Genomic DNA, 1,134 nt, shown 5'->3' on the forward strand with positions numbered 1-1,134 from the left:
GACGAGGGACGAGGGTGGCGCCGCGATCGAGACGGAACTCTGGCAACTCCCCGCGGAAGGCCTGGGCATCCTCACCGCGGCACTCCCCCATCCCATGGTGCGGTGGAGGCGGTGGGAAGGGGTGCGGTCCTGTATGTGCGCCAGCTGCCGTACTCCGTGATGTCCTTCGCGCCCTCCACCGCGTACGGCTCGCACAGGAAGCCCACCGCCGTCGTGCCGTCCGACAGGTCCACCCGGCCCAGCACCATGGGATGGGGGAGTGCCGCGGTGAGGATGCCCAGGCCTTCCGCGGGGAGTTGCCAGAGTTCCGTCTCGATCGCGGCGCCACCCTCGTCCGTGCGGACCAGGCCAGGTTTGGGCGGTGTGGTCGCCAGGGCGTACAGGCGGTAGACGGGGGCCGTGGTCGTCGTACGGATCAGGCGGGCGCCCAGCGCCAGGAGTTGCGGGTTCAGCGGCTCGCCCGTCAGGTGGGCGCCCGCCACCGCGACGCGGACGGGCGGGGTCAGCAGGGCGGCGACGCGGGCCAGGCGTTCGTCCGTGTGGGCGGGGCCGATCAGCATCACGCCGAACGGCCGGCCCGACACCTCGCCCGCCGGAGCGGCCACCGCGCACAGGTCGAACAGGTTGGTGGAGTTGGTGAACCGGCCGAGCCGGGCGTTCGCCCCCAGGGGGTCGGCCGCGACCTCGGCGAGTGTGGGGTGGCCCGGGGCGGTGGGGAGCAGCAGGGCGTCCGCGTCGCCCAGGGCGGCCCCGGCCGCGCGCCGGAGCTCCGCCAGCCGGTCCCGGTCCGCGAACAGGCGGTGGGCCGGGATGTCCCGGGCCGCCGTGATGATGCCCGCCACCGTGGGATCCAGGTCCGCCGGGCCGCTGTCGACGAACGCGCCCACCGCCGTGTAGCGCTCCGCCACGAACGCCCCCGCGTACAGCATCGCCGCCGCCTCGGTGAACGGGGACAGGTCGATGGGGCACAGGACGGCGCCCGCCGCGCGGAGGCGTTCCGCCGTGGCCGCGTACGCCTCCGCGCGGCGGGCGCCGTCCTGTGCCCCATCGACCTGTCCCCGTTCACCGAGGCGGCGGCGATGCTGTACGCGGGGGCGTTCGTGGCGGAGCGCTACACGGCGGTGGGCGCGTTCG

1 protein-coding gene is annotated in these 1,134 nt (G+C 75.1%); it reads right to left on the bottom strand.

Annotated elements, in window-relative coordinates:
* Positions 1–71: 71 nt before the first annotated feature.
* On the bottom strand, positions 72–1,134 hold a 1,063-nt coding region (locus EAO72_RS41735), incomplete at its 5' end, for an allophanate hydrolase-related protein (RefSeq protein ID WP_261991889.1).

The organism is Streptomyces sp. OR43 (genome assembly GCF_008042275.1).
Taxonomy (GTDB): Bacteria; Actinomycetota; Actinomycetes; order Streptomycetales; family Streptomycetaceae; genus Streptomyces.